General features: G+C 61.2%; 18 protein-coding genes. 17 read left to right on the forward strand and 1 reads right to left on the reverse strand.

The genetic code is table 11. From position 1 onward, the window contains the following. Positions 1-64: 64 nt before the first annotated feature. The 14 genes from flhA to ACEVBK_RS05785 all read left to right on the forward strand — a co-directional run bounded on the left by flhA (position 65) and on the right by ACEVBK_RS05785 (position 13635). Positions 65-2161 (forward strand): flagellar biosynthesis protein FlhA, encoded by a 2097-nt coding sequence (gene flhA, locus ACEVBK_RS05720; protein WP_375057635.1) that lies wholly within the window; start codon positions 65-67, stop codon positions 2159-2161. A 17-nt stretch (positions 2162-2178) separates the two neighbouring features. Then, complete coding sequence (flhF, locus tag ACEVBK_RS05725) at positions 2179-3546, forward strand: flagellar biosynthesis protein FlhF (RefSeq protein WP_375057636.1); 1368 nt, start codon at positions 2179-2181, stop codon at positions 3544-3546. After that, positions 3539-4423, forward strand: coding sequence for a MinD/ParA family protein (locus ACEVBK_RS05730; RefSeq protein ID WP_375057637.1), 885 nt, complete (start codon positions 3539-3541; stop codon positions 4421-4423). The genes flhF and ACEVBK_RS05730 overlap by 8 nt, the downstream gene beginning before the upstream one ends. Continuing rightward, positions 4407-5132 carry an RNA polymerase sigma factor FliA gene (locus tag ACEVBK_RS05735; RefSeq protein WP_375057638.1) on the forward strand — a complete coding sequence of 242 codons (726 nt, stop codon included), beginning with the start codon at positions 4407-4409 and terminating at the stop codon, positions 5130-5132. The genes ACEVBK_RS05730 and ACEVBK_RS05735 overlap by 17 nt, the downstream gene beginning before the upstream one ends. Positions 5133-5257: 125 nt before the next feature. Next, entirely contained in the window at positions 5258-5641 is a 384-nt protein-coding gene (gene cheY, locus ACEVBK_RS05740) for a chemotaxis response regulator CheY (protein ID WP_375057639.1), read from the forward strand. A gap of 11 nt (positions 5642-5652) precedes the next feature. Then, positions 5653-6402 (forward strand): protein phosphatase CheZ, encoded by a 750-nt coding sequence (locus ACEVBK_RS05745; RefSeq protein ID WP_375057640.1) that lies wholly within the window; start codon positions 5653-5655, stop codon positions 6400-6402. Between the two features lie 9 nt (positions 6403-6411). Then, complete coding sequence (locus ACEVBK_RS05750; RefSeq protein ID WP_375057641.1) at positions 6412-8418, forward strand: chemotaxis protein CheA; 2007 nt, start codon at positions 6412-6414, stop codon at positions 8416-8418. 27 nt (positions 8419-8445) lie between these two features. Further along, entirely contained in the window at positions 8446-9555 is a 1110-nt protein-coding gene (locus tag ACEVBK_RS05755) for a chemotaxis response regulator protein-glutamate methylesterase (protein ID WP_375057642.1), read from the forward strand. Position 9556: 1 nt separating this feature from the next. Further along, the gene (locus ACEVBK_RS05760) at positions 9557-10300 is read left to right on the forward strand and encodes a flagellar motor protein (protein WP_375057643.1); all 744 of its coding nucleotides are present in this window, start codon (positions 9557-9559) and stop codon (positions 10298-10300) included. Beyond that, positions 10297-11127 carry an OmpA family protein gene (locus ACEVBK_RS05765; RefSeq protein ID WP_375057644.1) on the forward strand — a complete coding sequence of 277 codons (831 nt, stop codon included), beginning with the start codon at positions 10297-10299 and terminating at the stop codon, positions 11125-11127. Before ACEVBK_RS05760 ends, ACEVBK_RS05765 begins: the two co-directional genes overlap by 4 nt. A gap of 3 nt (positions 11128-11130) precedes the next feature. Then, positions 11131-11916 carry a ParA family protein gene (locus tag ACEVBK_RS05770; RefSeq protein ID WP_375057645.1) on the forward strand — a complete coding sequence of 262 codons (786 nt, stop codon included), beginning with the start codon at positions 11131-11133 and terminating at the stop codon, positions 11914-11916. Next, a complete protein-coding gene (locus ACEVBK_RS05775; protein ID WP_375057646.1) occupies positions 11913-12722 on the forward strand; it encodes a chemotaxis protein CheW in 810 nt (269 codons plus the stop codon). Before ACEVBK_RS05770 ends, ACEVBK_RS05775 begins: the two co-directional genes overlap by 4 nt. 20 nt (positions 12723-12742) lie before the next feature. Continuing rightward, the gene (locus tag ACEVBK_RS05780) at positions 12743-13231 is read left to right on the forward strand and encodes a chemotaxis protein CheW (RefSeq protein ID WP_375057647.1); all 489 of its coding nucleotides are present in this window, start codon (positions 12743-12745) and stop codon (positions 13229-13231) included. After that, positions 13231-13635 (forward strand): DUF2802 domain-containing protein, encoded by a 405-nt coding sequence (locus ACEVBK_RS05785; protein WP_375057648.1) that lies wholly within the window; start codon positions 13231-13233, stop codon positions 13633-13635. The genes ACEVBK_RS05780 and ACEVBK_RS05785 overlap by 1 nt, the downstream gene beginning before the upstream one ends. A gap of 248 nt (positions 13636-13883) precedes the next feature. Here ACEVBK_RS05785 and ACEVBK_RS05790 read toward each other — a convergent pair whose 3' ends face one another. Continuing rightward, entirely contained in the window at positions 13884-14327 is a 444-nt protein-coding gene (locus ACEVBK_RS05790; RefSeq protein ID WP_375057649.1) for an Lrp/AsnC family transcriptional regulator, read from the reverse strand. A gap of 184 nt (positions 14328-14511) precedes the next feature. Here ACEVBK_RS05790 and ACEVBK_RS05795 point away from each other — a divergent pair, with 184 nt between their 5' ends. The 3 genes from ACEVBK_RS05795 (at position 14512) to ccmB (ending at position 16581) form a co-directional block, all read left to right on the forward strand. Then, on the forward strand, positions 14512-15096 hold the full coding sequence (locus tag ACEVBK_RS05795) for a LysE family translocator (RefSeq protein WP_375057650.1): 585 nt from the start codon (positions 14512-14514) through the stop codon (positions 15094-15096). Positions 15097-15283: 187 nt separating this feature from the next. Continuing rightward, positions 15284-15916 (forward strand): cytochrome c biogenesis heme-transporting ATPase CcmA, encoded by a 633-nt coding sequence (ccmA, locus tag ACEVBK_RS05800; protein WP_375057651.1) that lies wholly within the window; start codon positions 15284-15286, stop codon positions 15914-15916. Beyond that, the gene (gene ccmB / locus ACEVBK_RS05805) at positions 15913-16581 is read left to right on the forward strand and encodes a heme exporter protein CcmB (protein WP_375057652.1); all 669 of its coding nucleotides are present in this window, start codon (positions 15913-15915) and stop codon (positions 16579-16581) included. Before ccmA ends, ccmB begins: the two co-directional genes overlap by 4 nt. Positions 16582-16642 lie beyond the last annotated feature (61 nt).

Raw genomic sequence — 16642 nt, forward strand, 5'->3', positions numbered from 1 at the left:
CAGCTAAAGTGGCTTGTTTTTTGCATTTAAACTGCATCGGTTTTCAGCAGCAATTAACGTATTCATGGAATTCAGGGCAAAGCTTTTACAGGCGGGACAGTGGTCAAAGTGGTTTCATAAAGGGCTGGGAACCCCCCTGCTGGTGCTGGCGGCACTGGGCATGGTGGTGCTGCCCATTCCTACCTTGCTGCTGGACGTGCTGTTTTCCTTCAACATTTCCCTGGCACTGGTGATCCTGCTGGTGGCGGTCTACACCCAGCGGCCGCTGGATTTCGCCGCCTTCCCAACGATACTGCTGGTGGCGACCCTGCTGCGGCTGGCCCTGAACGTGGCCTCGACCCGGGTGGTGCTGCTGGAAGGACACGGAGGCGGCAATGCCGCCGGTAACGTGATCGAAGCCTTCGGCTCCGTGGTGATCGGCGGCAACTATGCGGTAGGCCTTATCGTCTTCCTGATCCTGATGATCATCAACTTCGTGGTGGTGACCAAGGGCGCGGGCCGGATCTCGGAGGTGAGCGCCCGCTTTACCCTGGACGCCATGCCCGGCAAGCAGATGGCGATTGACGCGGATCTCAACGCCGGCCTGATCAACCAGGACGAGGCGAGGCTGCGCCGGGATGAAGTGACCCGCGAGGCCGACTTCTACGGCTCCATGGACGGTGCCTCCAAGTTCGTCAAAGGGGATGCCATCGCCGGCATCATGATCCTCTTTATCAATATCATCGGCGGTTTCATCATCGGCATGGCCCAGCACGGCTTGCCGTTCGGGGAGGCGGCCCGGGTCTATACCCTGCTGACCATCGGCGACGGCCTGGTCGCCCAGATCCCTTCCTTGCTGCTGTCGATTGCCGCCGCCATTATCGTGACCCGTCAGAACACCCGCGAAGACATGGGCCAGGCGATGCTGGGGCAGTTGTTCGACAACCCCAAGTCGTTGTCCATCGCCGCCGGTATCCTGATCACCATGGGCCTGGTGCCGGGCATGCCTCACTTCGCCTTCCTGTTGCTGGGTGGCCTGTCGGCGCTGGGTGCCTGGTGGCTGTATCGGCGTAATGCCAGGGCCCAGGAGCAGGCGGTGGAGCAGGAGAAAGCCCCGCCGGCGGTGGGCTCCGAACCGAAAGAGCTGAGCTGGGACGATGTGGTCCAGGTCGACACCATCGGCCTGGAGGTCGGCTATCGCCTGATAAGCCTGGTCGACCAGTCCCAGGGCGGCGAGCTGTTGAGCCGCATCAAGGGCGTGCGCAAGAAACTGTCCCAGGAGCTGGGTTTCCTCATTCCCGCGGTGCATATCCGCGACAACCTGGAACTGGGACCCAACCAATACCGGATCACCCTGATGGGGGTCAGCTCCGGTGCCGCCGATATTTATCCGGAACGGGAGCTGGCCATCAATCCGGGCCAGGTATTCGGGCCGGTTGTCGGCATCGACACCCGGGATCCGGCCTTTGGCCTGGAGGCCACCTGGATTGCCAAGGATCAAATCGAGCAGGCCCAGAGTCTGGGCTATACGGTGGTGGATGCCGCCACCGTCGTGGCCACCCATCTGAGTCAGTTGCTGACCAATCATGCCTCCGTGCTGCTGGGCCATGAAGAGGTGCAGAACCTGATCGACCAGATCGGCCGCAGCCAACCCAAGCTGGTGGAAGGGCTGGTCCCCAATACCCTCAACCTGGCCCTGGTGACCAAGGTATTGCAAAGCCTGCTCAACGAAGGGGTCACCATCCGGGATATGCGCACCATACTGCAGACCCTGACCGAGTATGCGCCCAAGAGCCAGGATCCGGAGGTGCTGACCGCCGCCTGCCGTATCGCCCTGCGTCGTTTCATGGTGCAGGAAATTGCCGGCACGGAACGGGAACTGCCGGTGATTACCCTAGCACCAGAGTTGGAACAGATTTTGCAGAATTCTTTGCAGGCAGGGGGAACCCAGGGCAGCGGCATAGAGCCCGGCCTGGCCGAACGCATGCAACAGTCGCTGGCCCAGGCCGCGGCCAACCAGGAAATGGAGGGGCAGCCTGCCATCTTGTTGACCTCCGGCATGTTGCGTACCACGTTGGCACGCTTTGTAAAACACACTATTCCCAGTCTGCGGGTGTTGTCCTATCAGGAAGTGCCTGATGACCGTCAAATCCGCATTGTGGCGTCTGTTGGCCAGCAGTAGCAGGGTGGAAGCCGTAAATGAAGATTAAACGATTTTTTGCCAAGGACATGAGAGCCGCCCTGGCCGAAGTGAAGGACGTGCTGGGGGCGGAAGCGGTGATCATGTCCAACAAGAAGGTCTCGGGGGGCATCGAAATCGTCGCCGCCGTCGATGACGACGAGGCGCACTCAGCCGCGGCCCAGCGCCCCCTGGTGGAAGACAATGTCAGAATTTCGTCGCAGGCGCGTCAATTTGTTCCTCCCCTGGACGGAAAAAAACAGGCGGAGACCCTGCAGTCGCTGCTGATGCGCAGCCGTGCCGAGCCTTCTCCCAAGACCCTGGCGGAGCAGGCCAGCTGGGCCGAGCCCGGAGGGCGCAAGGAGCCGACCCTGGGGCAGCCGGGAGCGCTGTCCGCGCCGATCCCACGGCATGAGTCCCGCGACGGCAGGCGCAAAGACAGCGCCAAAGACAAGGAGCTGAACGCCATGCGTCAGGAAATTGCCAGTATCCGGCGCCTGCTCGAGCATCAGGTCTCCGGCCTGATGTGGCAGGAGGTGGAGCGGCGGGAGCCGGTGCGGGCCTTGGTGATCAAGCAGTTGAACGAATTGGGCTTCAGCGATGGCTTCGCCGATCAGTTGGCGACGCGGGTACATGACCGGGCCCCTCCCCACGAGGCCTGGAGCCAGATAGAAGCAGCCCTGGTCCAGCAACTGACCACCGGCGAGGACGACATCCTGCGCCAAGGCGGCGCCGTGGCCCTGTTGGGGCCGACCGGGGTCGGTAAAACCACTACCATCGCCAAGCTGGCGGCGCGCTTTGCCACCCGTTACGGTGCCGAACAGGTCGCCCTGATCACCACCGATCACTATCGCATCGGTGCCCATGAGCAGTTGCAGACCTATGGCCGCATCATGGGGGTGGTGGTCAAGCAGGCACGAACTTATCAGGAACTGAGTCAGGCGCTTTACCAGCTGCGCCATCGCCGTTTGGTGCTGATCGACACCGCCGGCATGGGCCAGCGGGATCTGCGCCTGAACGAGCAGCTGGATACCCTGGTGGGCGATAAGCAAATCAAGATCCGCAATTATCTGGTTCTGCCGGCCACGGCCCAACGCCGGGTGTTGCAGGAGGCGGTGGATCATTTCCGCCGGATTCCTCTGGCCGGCTGCATCCTGACCAAGCTGGATGAAAGCCTGTCGCTGGGGGATGTGCTCGATATCAGTGTTCAGAACAGCTTGCCCATCAGCTATATCACCGATGGCCAAAGGGTACCGGAGGATTTGCGGCTGGCGGATCCCCGCGAGCTGGTCCGGCAAGCGCTGGGCACCGTAGAGCAGCGTCGGGAAGAACCTTACTACTGGGATCCCTCCGAATCTGATGAAGAGGGCGCGCGTTTTTATGATTAATTGGTTTCAGGACCAGGCGAGTGGGCTGCGACGTATGCAGAAGACAAGCAGAGTACAGGTGATTGCGGTCACCGGCGGTAAGGGGGGGGTAGGCAAGACCAATATTACCCTGAACATGGCCTCGGCGATGGCGGCCCAAGGCAAGCGGGTGATGGTGCTCGATGCCGATCTGGGGCTGGCAAACGTCGATGTGCTGTTGGGTATCCGGGTCACCCGTAACCTGTCCCATGTGCTCCGGGGCGAATGCACCCTGGACGAGGTACTGGTCGAGGGGCCCCAGGGCATCAAGATCATTCCTGCCACCTCCGGCAACCAGGCGATGACCGAACTGTCGCCGCTGGAGCACGTCAGCCTGATCCGGGCCTTCAGCGAACTGCAGACCCCGACGGATGTGTTGCTGGTGGACACCGCCGCCGGCATTTCCGACATGGTGCTCAGTTTTTCCCGGGCGGCGCAGGAGGTGCTGGTGGTGGTGTGCGACGAGCCCACCTCCATCACCGATGCCTACGCCCTGATCAAGATCCTGTCCCGGGATTACGGGGTGTTCCGGTTCAAGATCGTGGCCAACATGGTACGCAGCCAGCGCGAAGGGCAGGAGCTGTTTGCCAAGCTGACCCGGGTGACCGACCGTTTTCTCGATGCGGCGCTGGAGCTGGTGGCCTGTGTGCCCTTCGACGGCAACCTCCGGCTGGCGGTGCGGCGTCAGACGCTGGTGGTCAATCAGTATCCCCAGTCGCCCTCGGCCATGGCCATCAAGCAGCTGGCGGGCAAGGCCCTGAGCTGGCCGGCCCCGCAGCGGGCCGGCGGGCATTTACAGTTTTTTATTGAAAAGCTGCTCAATCACCCGGTGGCGGAACAGGATGCCTGGAGTGAATAAAGCCCTGGTCTATGCCAGGCAGCAGGGCGCCCATCAACTGGTTGAACGCCACGCCGGCCTGGTGCGGCGCATTGCCCAGCACCTGCTGGCGCGTCTGCCGGACAGCGTGCTGCTGGACGATCTGATCCAGTCGGGCATGGTGGGGTTGCTGGAGGCGGCGCGCAACTTCGATGCGGCCAAGGGCGCCAGTTTCGAAACCTTTGCCGGCATCCGTATTCGAGGCGCCATGCTCGACGAGATCCGCCGGGGCGACTGGGTTCCGCGCTCGGTGCACCGAAACAGCCGCCATATCGCCGAGGCGATCGCGGCGGTGCAACGGCGGGAAGGGCGTAATGCCCAGGACCGGGAAGTGGCCCAGGAACTGGGGGTGGAGCTCGATGCCTACTATTCCATGTTGCAGGATGCCAACAACGGCAAGATCCTCGAAATGGAAGAATTTGAATCCGGTGTTGACGGTCATGCCGAACCGGGGGGCCTCCCGGCCAGCCCGTTCGAGGAAATGTCCAGGACCCGCTTTTTGCACGCCTTGTCGAATCACATCAAGGCGCTGCCGGAGCGGGAGGCGCTGGTGCTGTCCTTGTATTATGACGAGGAGCTCAACCTCAAGGAGATAGGACAGGTACTCGAAGTCAGTGAGTCCCGGGTCAGTCAGATCCACAGCCAGGCCATGCACCGTTTGCGGGCCCGGTTAAAGGACTGGCAAAATTGAGCCGGGGCAATAGGTTATTGTCCGGTGAGTAGGGTATCCTGCTCAAGCTTCGGCATTCGGAGCCGATATAGTAAGAAGACTTGTCATGTTCAGCGGCTGTTGGTTCGGCTGATAGGAGGAAAAGCTTGGACAAGAACATGAAAATCCTCATCGTGGATGATTTTTCCACCATGCGCAGGATTATTAAAAACCTACTCAGAGATCTCGGTTTCAATAATACCCACGAAGCCGACGATGGCACCACGGCGTTGCCGATGCTGAAGAATGGTGATTTTGACTTTGTGGTGACCGACTGGAATATGCCTGGCATGCAGGGCATCGATCTGCTGCGTGCCATCCGGGCCGACGATAACCTTAAGCACCTGCCGGTGCTGATGGTGACCGCCGAAGCGAAACGTGAGCAGATTATCGCCGCGGCCCAGGCCGGCGTGAACGGCTACGTGGTAAAACCCTTTACCGCCTCCACCCTCAAAGAAAAACTCGAGAAGGTTTTCGAGCGTATCGGATAGAAGGCACCGAGATGGCACAACAGAAAGGAATGATAAGCCTGGAGCAGGCCCGGGAGCTGGTCGCCATGCTTGAACGCGGCGATCAAGATGGCGCCGACCGCTATCTTGCCGACGTGTGCATGCCGCAGGCGCAGGAGTTGCTGGAACAGGTCGGCCAATTGACCCGCCAGCTGCATGACGCGCTGCAGGAATTCCGTAACGATCCCCGGCTGCCCGAACTGGCGGAAAGCGAAATTCCCGATGCGAAGGAACGGCTGAATTACGTCATCGACATGACCGACAAGGCCGCCAACCGGACCATGGATGCCGTAGAAGCCAGCCTTCCCATCGCCGATCGACTCAGTGACCGTATTCAACAGGTCATGCCGGGCTGGCGGGAGTTGATGCAACGCCAGCTCGGGTTGAACCGGTTCAAGGAGCTGTGTTTCCAGCTCGATGATTTTCTCAAGGATTCCGAACAGGATGCCGACAAGTTGAGGCAATTGCTCACCGAGATCCTGATGGCGCAGGATTATCAGGATTTGACCGGCCAGATGATCCGCAAGGTTATCAACCTGGTGCACGAGGTGGAAGCCAAGCTGGTCGAGATCCTGTCCGTGTTCGGCCGTCTGCCGGGGATGGAAGACGTCAAAGCGGCACCGAAGCGTGCCTCGGCCTCGGCCATTGCCGCCGAAGGTCCGATCATGAATAAAGAACATCGTAACGACGTGGTCTCTGATCAGGACGAGGTTGATGATCTTCTGTCCAGTTTGGGATTCTAAGGAGAGAGCATGGGCTTTGAGGTAGACGAGGATATTCTGCAGGACTTTCTGGTGGAGGCATCGGAAATCCTGGAGCAGCTGTCGGAGCAGTTGGTGACGCTGGAACGGCAGCCCGACGACAAGGACTTGCTCAATGCGATTTTCCGTGGCTTTCACACCGTTAAAGGTGGCGCCGGTTTTTTGTCGCTGACCGCGCTGGTGGATACTTGTCACAAAGCCGAAAACGTGTTCGATATTCTGCGCACCGGCCAGCGTCGGGTGACGTCCGAACTGATGGATGTGATCCTGCGTGCTCTGGATACCGTCAACAGCATGTTTGCCGAGATTCAGAACCGTCTCGAACCGACGCCGGCCGAGCCGGCGCTGCTCGAAGAGCTGGGGCGTTATTGCCTGCCGGCCGGGGCCGATGAACCGGCGCCGTCGCTTATCGACCACCAGCCCGTTACGCCGGCGGCATCGTCCATTGCCGAGCTGAGCGAGGGCGAATACCGGCAGATGCTGGACGAACTGGCGCCGGAGGGTGTCGCCGAGATCCCGGGTGACGATATTACCGACGATGAATTCGAAGCCTTGCTGGATCAATTGCACGGCGCCGGCAAGCACGGCGGCATACCGCAGCCGGCGCCGGCGCCGTTGACGGACAGCCCGGCGGTGTCCGCCGATCTTATCGACGACAGCGAATTTGAAGCGCTGCTGGATCAGTTGCACGGGGCGGGCAAGGGGCCTTCCGCCGCCGTGGCGCCGGCTGTGGCGCCGGCCGTGGCGCCGGAGCTGTCGTTCCGAGCGCCGGACCCCGCGGCCGACAAGGCCCCGGCCAGGTCGGCCGCCGCCCAGCAGAGTGCGCAGGCGGATACCACGGTACGGGTGGATACCAAGACCCTCGACAATATCATGAACATGGTGGGCGAGCTGGTACTGGTCCGCAATCGTCTGCTCAGCCTGGATGCCAGTCACGAGAACGAGGAAATCACCAAGGCGGTGACCAATCTGGACGCGGTGACCGGTGATCTGCAGGGCGCGGTGATGAAAACCCGGATGCAGCCGATCAAGAAGGTGTTCGGCCGTTTCCCGCGGGTGGTCCGCGATCTGGCGCGCAGCCTGAACAAAGAGATCAACCTGGAAATGGTCGGCGAAGAGACCGACCTCGACAAGAACCTGGTCGAGGCCCTGGCCGATCCCCTGGTGCACCTGGTGCGCAACTCCTGCGATCACGGCGTGGAGCTGCCGGCGGTGCGGGAAGCGGCCGGCAAGCCCAGGGCCGGGGTCATTCGGCTGACGGCCTCCCAGGAAGGGGACCATATTCTGCTCGGTATCGAGGATGACGGTGCCGGCATGGATCCGGAGAAGCTCAAGAGCATCGCCATCGAACGCGGCATTCTCGATGCCGACGGCGCGGCGCGAATGAGCGATAGCGAGGCTTACAACCTGATCTTCGCTCCCGGTTTTTCCACCAAGAAGGAAATCACCGATGTGTCGGGCCGGGGTGTGGGCATGGACGTGGTCAAGACCGGCATCAGTGCGGTCAACGGCTCCATCCTGATCGACTCGGAAAAGGGCAAGGGCACCCGGCTGCAGATCAAGGTACCGCTGACCCTGGCGATATTGCCGACCCTGATGGTGCTGGTGGGGCGGCAGACCTTCGCCTTGCCGCTGACCAACGTCAATGAAATATTCCACCTGGACCTGACCCGTACCAGCATGGTCGACGGCCAGCTCACCATAGTGGTGCGCAACAGGGCCATTCCCCTGTTCTACCTGCAGGACTGGCTGCTGCGGGGGAAAGGGCGCCAGCGCAAGGAGCAGGGCCATGTGGTCATAGTGATGGTCGGCAACCAGCAGGTGGGCTTTGTGGTCGACGGCCTGATCGGCCAGGAAGAGGTGGTGATCAAGCCCCTCGATCAGTTGCTGCACGGCACTCCCGGCATGGCCGGGGCGACCATCACCAGCGATGGGGGTATTGCCCTGATCCTGGATATCGCCGGCCTGATCAAGGCGTACGCCCGCCGTTACGCCTAATAACAACAAGGGAGCACCATTACAAACATGGCTATCCGGGTATTAGTAGTTGATGATTCGAGCTTCTTCCGACGCCGGGTGAGCGAGATCCTGAACCAGGATCCGCTGCTGACCGTGGTGGATACGGCGGCCAATGGCCAGGAAGCGGTGGAAAAGGCGAAGTCGGTGCGCCCCGATGTGATCACCATGGACATCGAGATGCCGGTGATGGACGGTATCTCGGCGGTTCGCGCCATCATGAAGGCGACGCCCACACCGGTGTTGATGTTTTCTTCCCTGACCCATGACGGTGCCAAGGCGACCCTGGATGCCCTGGATGCCGGCGCCATGGATTTTCTGCCCAAGCGGTTCGAGGATATCGCGCGCAGCAAGGAAGAGGCGATCCTGCTGTTGCAACAGCGGGTCAAGGCCATTGCCCGTCGCCGCGCCATCATCTCGCCGCGTCCGGCGGCGGCGTCACGCCCGCCCGTGGCCTTGTCCGGCGAACGGGAGCGGGTGCCGAGTACCGCGGCCCCCGTGCAACCCGTCAACGAGCGCCGTGGCCTGCCCCGGCGCAGCGGCAAGAGTTACCAGTTGCTGGCGATCGGCACTTCCACCGGGGGGCCGGTGGCGCTGCAGAAGGTGCTGACCAGGCTGCCGGCCGGTTTTCCGCATCCCATAGTGCTGATCCAGCATATGCCCGGCACCTTCACCACGGCGTTTGCCGCCCGGCTCGACGGCCTGTGCCAGATCCGGGTCAAGGAAGCGGAGGATGGGGATCAACTGCGCCCCGGTCACGCCTACCTGGCCCCCGGCGGCAAGCAGATGCTGTTTGAAGGGCGTCCGGGGGCGGCCCGGCTGCGTATCATGGACGGCAACGACAAGGTCAACTACAAGCCCTGTGTCGACATTACCTTCGCCTCCGCCGCCAAGACCTTCGGTGGCAATGTGCTGGCGGTGGTGCTGACCGGCATGGGTGCGGACGGGCGCGAAGGCGCCCGCTTGCTGAAAGAACAGGGCGCCAATATCTGGGCCCAGGACGAAGAGACCTGCGTGGTCTACGGCATGCCCCAGGCGGTGGCCAAGGCCGGCATCGCCAGCGAGTCGCTGCCCTTGCCGCTGATCGGTGACGCCATCGTCGGCGAGATGGGGGCCTGAGATGGCAGTGGCCGGGCTGTTGCTGGCACTGGTATGCATCACCCTGGCGCAGTGGTGGCACGGCGGCAGCTTGTGGGGCCTGGTGGATGGCCCGGCCTTGTTGATCGTGTTCGGCGGCACCCTGGGGGCGGTGCTGCTGCAGACGCCCTGGTACCAGTGCAAGGGGGCATTGAAGGCATCGCTGGGCCTGTTTCGCAGGTCGGAATGGCCCTTTCATGAGCAGGCCTCACGGCTGTTGCGCTGGTCGAACGAGGCGCGTCAGGCCGGTTTTCTGGCACTGGAGCCCCGGCTGGCCAACGGCGAGCTGGATGCCTTTACCCGCCAGGGACTGCAGTGGCTGGTGGACGGCACCGAGCCGCAGGTACTGGAGCAGTTGCTGGATAACGAGCTGGACCGGCTGGAAGAGCAAAAAGAGCTGGAGGCCAGGGTGTTCGAAGCCATGGGCGGATACAGCCCCACCATCGGCATTATCGGCGCCGTGCTGGGCCTGATCCAGGCCATGTCCCATCTGGATGAACCCAACCTGCTGGGGGCCGGTATTGCCGTGGCCTTTGTCGCCACCCTCTATGGGGTGGGGCTCGCCAACCTGCTGCTGCTGCCATTGGCGAACCGGCTGCGGGCCCTCTACCGGCTGGAATTGCGCTATTTTGAACTGACCGCCATCGGGCTGCTGGCGATTGCCCGGGGGGACGGCAGCCTGGCGGTCAGCCGGCAACTGGCCCAGTATCAGGGGCACCGGCAGTGAAGCGTCGCTCGCTGATTCGACGACCGCACAGCGCCGGCCTGGACCGCTGGCTGGTATCCTATGCGGACTACATGACCTTGGTATTTGCGCTCTTCGTGGTGCTGTATGCCATTCATGCCAGCAAGAGCGAAGGGCAGCAGCAATTGGTCGAGGGGATGCAGCAGGCGCTGGTGCGGTTGAGTGGCCAGCAGCAGCCCGAAGCGCTGGCGGCACAAACGGCGGTGGCCGCCGCGGACGAGGCGCTGGCGGATGCGGAGCCGATGGACTCGACGCTGGCCGAACTGGAGCAACAGCTGTACCGGCAACTGGCCCCCCTGATCGAACAGCAACTGGTCGAGTTTGAGCGGGATGGGGACTGGCTGACCCTGAACCTCGATGGCGATTTGCTGTTCGCCAGTGGCAGCGCCCTGCTCGGCCCCAACAGCAGGCCGGTTTTGGGCACCCTGGTGCCGGTGCTGGCGCAGGGTCATCATTATATCCGGGTGCGGGGCTATGCGGATCGGGTGCCGATCAGCAACGAGCTTTATTCCTCCAACTGGCAGCTTTCCGCGGAGCGGGCGAGGGCGGTGCTGGAATGGCTGTTGCGTGCGGGCATCGCGGCGCCCCGCCTGGCGCTGGAAGCCTTCGGCGAGTATCAGCCCCGGGACCCGTCCCGGGGCGAGCGGGGGCGGGCACTGAACCGGCGGGTGGAGATTGCGTTATCGTCCCGGCAATGGCAGCCGCGCCCGCCCTTGCCATCTCGTCCCCTGGTATCGGAGCGGAGTCCGGGACTCAGGGTTTATGAGCTGCCCGGTGGCGGCATACGTATCAGCACGGAACAGGACTAGCCAGTGATTGTTTGGACAGTAGCAAATCAAAAAGGCGGTGTCGGTAAAACCACGACAGTGGTGGCGCTCGCCGGCTTGCTGGCGCAGCTCAATAAACGGGTGCTGTTGATCGATACCGATCCCCACGGCTCGTTGACCGCTTATCTCGATTATGAAACCGATGCCCTGCCGCATACCCTGTTCGATCTGTTTCAGGCGGAGCGCCCTGGCCGCCGGCAGTTCCAGCAGGTGGCCCTGAGCACCCGGTTCGATGGCCTGACCCTGCTGCCGGCGTCGATCTCGCTGGCCACGCTGGAGCGTACCTCCAGCAGCCGCGAAGGCATGGGCCTGGTGCTGAAGCGCCTGCTGGCAGAGATGAAGGATGACTTCGATGTGGCCATCATCGACTGCCCGCCGGTGCTGGGGGTGATGATGGTCAATGCGCTGGCGGCCTGCGATCGCATCCTGGTGCCGGTGCAGACCGAGTTTCTCGCCCTCAAGGGGCTGGAACGGATGGTCAGCACCTTTAATCTGATGCACAAGGCCAAGAAAGATGGTTTCAACTATACGGTGGTGCCGACCATGTATGATCAGCGTACCCGGGCTTCGGTGCAGAGTCTGGACAGCCTCAAGCAGCGTTATGGCAGTCATGTCTGGCCCTCGGTGATTCCGGTGGACACCAAGTTTCGTGATGCCAGCCTGCGGCATGAACCCCCTTCCTATTTTGCCAAGGGCAGCCGGGGGGTGTATGCCTACCAGACCCTGTTGCGCTATCTGTGGCGGCTCGACGGCGTGGAACAGCCCCTATGAATAAACGACAATTTGACGCGCTCGACGATTATTTCGGCGCGTTGCTGGAAGAAACCGCACCGGCGTTGCATTCCCCGCCGGAGCCGCCGACCGAGCCGGTGGCGGCCTTTGCCGATCCCGCCGAAGAACAACGGCGCCAGGCGCTGGAAGCCTTGCTGGCCCGGGTGGCCGAGCTGAAGGAGGAAGAAACCGTTCCGTTGGCGGCCGAGGTCGTTGTCGTCGAGCCCGAACCTGAGCCGGTGGCCGAGGTCGCTATCGTCGAATCCGAGCCGGCGGCGATGGGAGAGGCCGCCGAAATCGGTGAGCCGACTCAGGCAGTGCAGAGGCAAGCGGAGTCTGCGGAGCCCGTTTGGCGTAATATGGACACCGAGAGCAGTTTCCAGGTGCTGTTTTTCGAGGTGGCCGGCATGACTTTCGCCGTGCCCCTGACTCACCTGGGGGGGATATACCAGATGTCCCGAATGACCAGCCTGTTCGGCAAGCCGGATTGGTTCGCCGGGGTGTTGACCGAGCGCCAGCGCCAGCTGTATGTGGTGGATACCGCACGCTGGGCCATGCCCGGTCATCAGGCCGGGGAAGAGTATCAGTACCTGGTGACCCTGGGGGAAAGCAACTGGGGACTGGCCTGTCATCTGTTGAAAGGCACCGCATTGTTGCACCGGGAGCAGGTCAAGTGGCGCGCCAGCCCGGGCTCGAGGCCCTGGCTGGCGGGCATGGTAAAAGAAAAAATGTGCGCCCTGCTGCACGTGGATGCCTTGATCGGGCTGCTGGAGCAGGGTAAGAATATCGACGGACAACAAGTCTGAGCAGGTATAAGGGTAAGTCTATGAGTAGTCATCGCAATGTAGCTGAGAATCTTGCCGAGGGTGAAGTGTTGCAGTGGGTCACCTTCCGTCTGGACAATGAAACCTATGGCATCAATGTCATGCAGGTACAGGAAGTCCTGCGCTACAGCGACATTGCACCGGTGCCCGGGGCGCCGGAGTATGTGCTGGGCATCGTCAATCTGCGTGGCAACGTGGTCACAGTGCTGGATACCCGCTTGCGCTTCGGGCTGGAACCGGCGGAAGTGACCGACAATAGCCGCATCGTCATCATCGAGGCTGAAAAGCAGGTCATCGGCATCCTGGTCGACAGCGTGGCCGAGGTGGTTTATCTCAAGTCTTCCGAGATCGAGAACGCGCCCAACGTGGGGACCAGTGAAAGCGCCAAGTTTATCCAGGGGGTGTGCAACCGGGAGCAGGAGTTGCTGATCCTGGTGGATCTGGACAAGCTGCTGTCCGATGACGAATGGGATGAGCTGGGGCAGATGTAATGTGGCTGCAACCGGCATTTATCCTGGCTCTGCTGGCGTTGATGCTGGCCATGGTGGCGTTGCTGGTGTCCTGGATGATGTGGCGGCAGAGCCAGCGCAAGCTGGACGCCATGAGCCGGCTGATGCGGGAGCTGACACGGACCCGGGAGAGTTACCGCAAGCAGTTGGAAGAGCTGCAGGCGGCCAACATCGGGCTTGGCAAGAAAGTCGCCGAGCAGCATCGCCAGCTCGGCCTGCTGCAGGAACAGCAGCAGGAGCTGGCGTTGAAGGATCCCCAGGGCAAGCTGTACAGTCGGGCCACCCGCATGGTTCAGCTGGGGGCTGACGTGGAAGAGATCATGGCCGAGTGCGAGATGCCGCGGGCCGAAGCCGAACTGCTGCTGTCCCTGCATCGCAAGCAGTAGCTTGAAGCCTGACTCTTGGTCACAAGTACTTGTTGATTTTTGATAAAGCGTAGAACATCGCCGCGCTGCCGCCTGCTGGCTCCATCATCAGGCGGCAGCGGGGCTTGAAAGAGGAAAACAGGATGGCCTCCACCGGCCGTCACATGCCAGGGATGATGGCATGTGCGGGTGTACAGGGAGGTATTCACAGCGTGGCGGTCTTCTCCGGATCCTGACAGACCAGTCCCGCAAAGATCGGTAACAGGCTCTTACAGGCGCTCATCTTTCGGCGATTCCATTACCACCATGGTGGAGATGGAATTGATTTGGTGACATTCACCCAGCACATCGGAGTGAAACCGCTTGTAGTCCGCCAGGCTCGCGGTTTCCACTCGCAGCAGATATTCATTTGTTCCAGTGATATTGTGGCACTCCACCACTTCTTTCACATAGCGGACATGTTCTTCAAAGCCGATCTGGGCTTTCTTGCTGTGATCGGACAAACCTATCGCCACATAGGCAATAAATCCGCACCCCATCTTCTGGTTATCCAGCACGACCCGGTAGCCTCTGATCACCTTCCGGCGCTCCAGTTCTTGAACTCGGCGCAGTGTTGCAGAAGGGGAAAGCCCCACTCGTTCGGCCAGTTCCACATTCGAGATCCGGCCATTCAGCTTTAGCTCTTGCAATATTATTTCGTCAAATTTGTCCATGTCATGGATTTATTGTTTATTTTGAGTTTATGCAATGAATTCAAGCACAAAATTGCCCGTAAGAACAATTATCCTGTGTTTATCTGGGGCGCATTTCTACGGCGAGCTCTTGCCATGCCGGAACCAACCGGCCTGAATTCGGCCCCTGATGATCCGTTATCATCCGTTTTCAGCAGGAGTACCAATGCCTATCGATCAATTCTGGCCGCTGGTTGTGTTTGCCTTCGTGACCTCTTTTACCCCCGGCCCGAACAACATCATGTTAATGACTTCGGGCGCCAATATCGGCTTTATCCGTACTATCCCTCATATGATGGGCGTGACGCTCGGTTTTAGTGTGATGGTGGTGGTGGTCGGTATCGGGCTGACCGGCATTTTTCTCCGTTACCCGGCGCTGCACCACATTCTGAAGATGGTGTGTCTGATCTATCTGGTCTGGCTGGCGATCAAAATTGCCATGAGTAAACCAGGCAGCAAGGAGCAAGAGTACCAGCCGATGGGTTTTAGCGCGGCCGCCATATTTCAGTGGGTCAACCCCAAAGCCTGGTCGATGGCCCTGACGACGGTCAGCGTTTATAATCCGAGCGCCGACTGGTTGGGGTTGACACTGATAGCTCTGGTCTTTGGACTGGTCAATCTGCCGTGTGTGGGTATCTGGGTTGCCGCCGGAAAACAACTGAGCCACATTCTGACCCACCCCATACAGGTACGCCGCTTTAACCTGGCCATGGGCGGGCTGCTGCTTGCCTCCACGCTGCCCATGCTGTGATCAGAGCAGGTTCTTCATTCCCGCCGTAGCAGGCAACCGGACTTGTGACCAAGAGGCAAGCCTTCAGCCGATTTTGTTCCAGCGCAATAAATCCGGCGATTTTAACTTTCACCGGAGCGAAACTAAGGCCATTATGGGCGCCATATGCTAGACTGGCGCCCATTTTTAATGGTCTGAACACTGATCTATGCTTGAAGCCAGAGCTTTAACCTGTGTCCGTGAAGAGCGCACTCTGTTCAGCGAGTTATCGTTAACGGTTTCTCCCGGCGATCTGGTGCAGGTGGCGGGCCCCAATGGGGTCGGCAAGACCAGCCTGCTGCGGCTGCTGGCCGGCCTGTCCCGTCCCTTCGGCGGGGAAGTGTACTGGTCCGCCGAAAATATCGAGCAGTGCCGCGATACCTACCATCAAGAATTGTTCTACCTCGGTCATCAGGCCGGCATCAAACATGAGCTGACCGCCTTCGAAAACCTGGCTTTTTTCCGCCGCATGCACCATCTCGGCAGCACGGTCAATCTGTGGGATGTCCTGGCGCTGGTGGGGCTGGCGGGGCTGGAGGATCAGTATGCCGGCCAGCTGTCGGCCGGGCAGAAGCGTCGGGTGGCCCTGGCCCGGTTGTGGCTGGGCGGCCCCAGGCTGTGGATCCTGGACGAGCCCTTTACCGCCATCGACAAACACGGGGTCAAGGTGCTGGAGCGGCTGTTGCTGGAACATACCGATGCCGGCGGCATGGTACTGATCACCACCCACCAGGACCTGTCCCTGAGTGCCGACCGGGTGCGAACCCTGCACCTGACCCCCTTTCAGGAGAGAGACGCATGAACGCCATGTTTACCGGCGTGGTCCGGCGCGAATTGGTGTCGGCCTTGCGGCGGCGCGCCGATATCCTCAACCCGCTGTGGTTTTTCATTATCGTCATTACCCTCTTTCCCCTGGGGATCGGCCCCGAGCCTGCCCTGCTGGCGCGCATCGCCCCGGGCATCGTCTGGGTGGCGGCGCTGCTGTCGTCGCTGCTGGCGCTGGAGCGGCTGTTCCGGGACGATTTTATTGACGGCACCCTGGAACAATTAATGCTGATGCCCTGTCCCTTAGGAGTGCTGGCCCTGGCCAAGGTGCTGGCGCACTGGTTGCTGACCGGGTTGCCGCTGCTGCTGCTGTCGCCCTTGGTGGCGGTGTTGCTGAGTCTGGATCTGGCCGGTTTTCTGGGCGTGTTCTGGACCCTGTTGCTGGGCACGCCCATTCTCAGCCTGCTCGGCGCCATCGGGGTGGCCCTGACGGTGGGCATCGGCAAGGGCGGCGTGCTGCTGAGCCTGTTGACCCTGCCGCTCTATATTCCGGTGTTGATTTTTGCCACCTCGGCGATAGAGGCGGCAACCATGGGGGTAGCCTACAATGGTCAGCTGGCGATTCTGGGGGCCATGCTGGCGGGCAGCATCACTCTGGCGCCCTTTGCCATAGCGGCGGCGTTGCGGGTGAGTGTGAACTAGGCCTCCGGCCAAAGGTTTTTTGAACGGCGAATTTAGGGTATCTTGAGTTCGTGTGAACAAT

The organism is Zobellella sp. DQSA1, assembly GCF_041950555.1.
Lineage (GTDB): Bacteria > Pseudomonadota > Gammaproteobacteria > Enterobacterales > Aeromonadaceae > Oceanimonas.

Coding starts and splice junctions, on each gene's coding strand:
- flhA (WP_375057635.1), top strand. CDS start 65: ATGGAATTCAGGGCAAAGCTTTTACAGGCGGGACAGTGGTCAAAGTGG.
- flhF (WP_375057636.1), top strand. CDS start 2,179: ATGAAGATTAAACGATTTTTTGCCAAGGACATGAGAGCCGCCCTGGCC.
- ACEVBK_RS05730 (WP_375057637.1), top strand. CDS start 3,539: ATGATTAATTGGTTTCAGGACCAGGCGAGTGGGCTGCGACGTATGCAG.
- ACEVBK_RS05735 (WP_375057638.1), top strand. CDS start 4,407: ATGCCTGGAGTGAATAAAGCCCTGGTCTATGCCAGGCAGCAGGGCGCC.
- ACEVBK_RS05745 (WP_375057640.1), top strand. CDS start 5,653: ATGGCACAACAGAAAGGAATGATAAGCCTGGAGCAGGCCCGGGAGCTG.
- ACEVBK_RS05750 (WP_375057641.1), top strand. CDS start 6,412: ATGGGCTTTGAGGTAGACGAGGATATTCTGCAGGACTTTCTGGTGGAG.
- ACEVBK_RS05755 (WP_375057642.1), top strand. CDS start 8,446: ATGGCTATCCGGGTATTAGTAGTTGATGATTCGAGCTTCTTCCGACGC.
- ACEVBK_RS05760 (WP_375057643.1), top strand. CDS start 9,557: ATGGCAGTGGCCGGGCTGTTGCTGGCACTGGTATGCATCACCCTGGCG.
- ACEVBK_RS05775 (WP_375057646.1), top strand. CDS start 11,913: ATGAATAAACGACAATTTGACGCGCTCGACGATTATTTCGGCGCGTTG.
- ACEVBK_RS05780 (WP_375057647.1), top strand. CDS start 12,743: ATGAGTAGTCATCGCAATGTAGCTGAGAATCTTGCCGAGGGTGAAGTG.
- ACEVBK_RS05785 (WP_375057648.1), top strand. CDS start 13,231: ATGTGGCTGCAACCGGCATTTATCCTGGCTCTGCTGGCGTTGATGCTG.
- ACEVBK_RS05790 (WP_375057649.1), bottom strand. CDS start 14,327: ATGGACAAATTTGACGAAATAATATTGCAAGAGCTAAAGCTGAATGGC.
- ACEVBK_RS05795 (WP_375057650.1), top strand. CDS start 14,512: ATGCCTATCGATCAATTCTGGCCGCTGGTTGTGTTTGCCTTCGTGACC.
- ccmA (WP_375057651.1), top strand. CDS start 15,284: ATGCTTGAAGCCAGAGCTTTAACCTGTGTCCGTGAAGAGCGCACTCTG.
- ccmB (WP_375057652.1), top strand. CDS start 15,913: ATGAACGCCATGTTTACCGGCGTGGTCCGGCGCGAATTGGTGTCGGCC.